At 32.4% G+C, this 3,559-nt stretch carries 2 protein-coding genes and 1 pseudogene; all 3 read right to left on the bottom strand.

Annotated elements, in window-relative coordinates:
- Positions 1–23 precede the first annotated feature (23 nt).
- Positions 24–479, bottom strand: a complete 456-nt coding sequence (locus Q5I67_RS10400) for a PfkB family carbohydrate kinase (protein ID WP_366926322.1) — start codon at positions 477–479, stop codon at positions 24–26.
- 56 nt (positions 480–535) lie between these two features.
- Complete coding sequence (locus tag Q5I67_RS10395) at positions 536–2,065, bottom strand: hypothetical protein (protein WP_302487271.1); 1,530 nt, start codon at positions 2,063–2,065, stop codon at positions 536–538.
- 135 nt (positions 2,066–2,200) lie between these two features.
- Positions 2,201–3,385, bottom strand: a pseudogene (malQ, locus tag Q5I67_RS10390) (4-alpha-glucanotransferase); the annotation flags it as partial.
- Between the last annotated feature and the right edge of the window lie 174 nt (positions 3,386–3,559).

Here is a 3,559-nt window from a genome sequence, read left to right as displayed (position 1 = left end):
TGTCTATCTCTACGTACATATTTCTATATACGCTGACTATTTTGTTTGCCTAACTTATGATTAAAATCACAAGTGTGCGGCTCACAATAATCAATACGCACTACCTGTTGACTTACTGTAGCTCTACCACCTGCAATAACACGTGTTTTAGTGATGGTCTTACGGTTTTGGTCACAAAACATACCATCTGTATTTACAGCATTTTCTTCTAATATCTGTTTTAAATTTAAAGCACCTTTATCTTCACCTAAAATGCCTACAGCAAATGCTTTTCCACCCAATGTCGCCACATTATTGACTACATTAGCAGCACCGCCAGCTACAGTTTTTTCTTCTGTCTCTATCAATACTAATACTGGTGCTTCACGAGAAATACGAGAAATATCCCCTTTTAAATATATATCAGCAATCATATCACCGATAATTAAAATACGTTTTCCTTTAAATTTCTCTACAAAATCAATTAATTCTGGCTTCATATATTCACCTTTTTTCCATTAGTACTTCCATCAATATCTTATAAACTATCTATATCTTAGAAATTCAAGAAATTAAAATGTAAACTCCATTTATCTTTCTTTTCTTCATATTTTAATTCTGTCTGTACACAATGCCAATCATGATACCAATAATAATCTAAATCTCTCAATCTAAGCTGCTCTGAAGCATCATATCCTGTTGCTACTACAATGCGGTTTTTATCATCGATAGTATAACTCAATCCTGCTGATACTTTTTTAGAATAATCTTCTAGTCCATATTGGAATAAAGTATTTTCCGCACTAACTCTTGAATAGTGATATCCTGTATATGCTACTAATCTATCTGTCAATTCACCCAATAAAGTCACATCATAATACAAACTATTATAATTACTATTATCATAATCTTCATAAACTAAACGATAACCAATACTTGGATATAATCTAAATTTACCTTCAGTATCTAAATCTATCGGATCATGATGAAGTGATAAATTATGTTCACGGTGCCAACTTTTAATATTGTTCTCTTCCCATAAACCATATTCATTATAAAGATTAAAACTAAGAGGTGTATCACCTATTCTATGTCCATAATTATAAATATAGGCAATATCTTTCTCTAACCAACGATCATCATCATCTTCATATTTACCATTTTCTACTTTAAAAGTACCACCTGCATTATTCCATGCCACACCATAAATATTTCTCATATCATGTTTAGTGGTATATCTTAAATCCGCATAAGCATTTACTTTATCTGCCAATGGTACATCCAAATTATAACCAATAGAAAGGCCATCATCTTTATTTATGCGAATACGAAAAGGAATCCATTGATTATTGCCATCACTATTAGCTCCAATTTTCGTACTATATTCTTTTGTCTGGTAAATAACTTGTCCTTTAATCAAAAATTTAGCATTGTAAGCCACCATATGATCATCTGGATAAATTTCAATTTTATCAGCAGTCAAGCAATAATCTGGTTTTTTCGCAGGACAACGCGTCATCGTTCCATTATAGATTATATAATAATCAGGATAAAATTCCACTTGTTCTCCTGAGATATATCTATTGTCAACACGACCTTTTACGTTATTCATCACGCCAGTTTTTTCATTATAATTATATTTTGTTTTCTCACTATTGATATCAAGTGTTGGATTAGCTACTTGCATGACATGAGCTTTAACAGGAATATCTACATCTCCTGTATTTAAATTACCATTAGCATCTTCAGTGGTCATTCGTGAATAATTTTGCGTAATTTTTACATTACCTTTACCATAAACTTCACCAGTCACTGAATTATACATAATGTCATTGCCTTCAAAGATAATCGGTGCTTGATTTGGATCTTGTATAACAATTCCTTCTTTTTCATATTGAGCATCTAATTCTGCTTTAAAATCATTAATAGCTTTATTTTTTTCTTTATCTCTAGCTTCACGACGTTGATCTTCAACATAATTTAAAATCTCTACATCTGTATCTGAAGCAAATACAGGCTGACTATATGTACATAAAGATAATGCACTAAATGAAATTGCCCATAATACTTTTTTCTCTATTTTCATTAAAAATTTCACCTATCTTAAAATAATTTTAACTAAATATGCTTAGATTATTATACCATGATAATATCTTCTTTGCCGAATTACTTTTCACTAAAATCTAAAAGGACTCTACATTTATTGCAGAGTCCTTTTTATTTATCTATTATATTTTTCCACTAAAGATTTTAGATACATTGCTTTTTCATCCGTCAATGCACCTTTATGCATACGCCAGCCCCAGTTACTGCCGACTGTACCTGGTAAATTCATTCTAGCATCACTATCTAAACCTAAAACATCTTGCATTGGCAATATCGCCATTTTAGATGCACTAGCATATGCTAATTTTAGCAAATTATCCAATAAATTTTCATCATCATCAACATTAACTTGCAATAAATCTGCAAGGATTGCTTTATCTTGAGGTGATATATCTTCTTTGAGCCAACCTAAAGTCGTATTGTTATCATGTGTACCTGTATAAACGATACTATTTTTAGGACTGATGAAATTTAACTTGTGATATTTATTTGCATATAATTCAAATTGTAATACCTTCATGCCAGGGAAATTACAACTATTTTTCAAAGCTTCAACCTCTGGAGTAATCACACCTAAATCTTCAGCAATGATCGGTACATCTCCTAAATATGCTTTGATTTTATCAAATAAATCTTTTCCTGGGCCTTTAACCCACTTGCCAACACGAGCCGTTGTAGCAGTACCGGCAACTTCCCAATAAGCTTCAAACCCGCGGAAATGGTCAATGCGAACTATATCTACTAAATTCAATAATGTAGCTATGCGTCTACGCCACCAACTATAATCATCTCTTTGCATTACATTCCAAAGATAATGTGGATTACCCCAAAGTTGTCCATCTGCACTGAAATAATCTGGTGGTACTCCAGCTGCCGATTTCAAGGTACCATCAGCATTTAAATTAAATAAATCTTGATGTACCCATACATCAGCACTATCATGTGATGGGAAAATAGGAACATCGCCGACTATCTGTATGCCTTTTTCATTTGCATAAGCATGTAAATCCTGCCACTGTTTAAAGAAAATATATTGTTTAAACTTAGCATACGCAATATCTTGTGCCAAAGATATTCTGCAAGATTCTAATGCCTGTGGCTTACGCAATTTTATATCGATATTCCATTCATACCATGGCAAACCTTTATAATATTTCTTCAAAGCCATAAATAAAGCATAATCATCAAGCCAATAACTTTGTTCCTGACAAAAAGCTGTATAGTCTGCATCTGCTACAAAATTAGCAAAAGCCTTCGTTAAGATTTTTTCTTTATAGGCTTCTACTTTTACAAAATCGACTCTCTGAACCTCCCACGACTAAAGTCGCAGGGTTCTCGGTCAAGTATTCTAACGAATACAGTATCTCCGAGCTATCCCCATAGTTCCTACGGTTCTTGTATATGTTATTCAAGATTAAACTATGTTTAATATTCTTAATCCTTCATCTCTAATATTTATAGCTGCATTTACATC

Origin of the sequence: uncultured Megamonas sp., assembly GCF_958438645.1 — a bacterium.
In the GTDB taxonomy this organism is placed as follows: Bacteria; Bacillota; Negativicutes; order Selenomonadales; family Selenomonadaceae; genus Megamonas.
The sequence above is the reverse complement of the archived record's forward strand: the minus strand, read 5'-3'. Positions and strand labels throughout refer to the sequence as shown.

What these genes read in the sequence shown, in the direction of transcription:
- Q5I67_RS10395 (WP_302487271.1), bottom strand. Translation starts at nt 2,065, where the DNA reads ATGAAAATAGAGAAAAAAGTATTATGGGCAATTTCATTTAGTGCATTA.
- Q5I67_RS10400 (WP_366926322.1), bottom strand. Translation starts at nt 479, where the DNA reads ATGAAGCCAGAATTAATTGATTTTGTAGAGAAATTTAAAGGAAAACGT.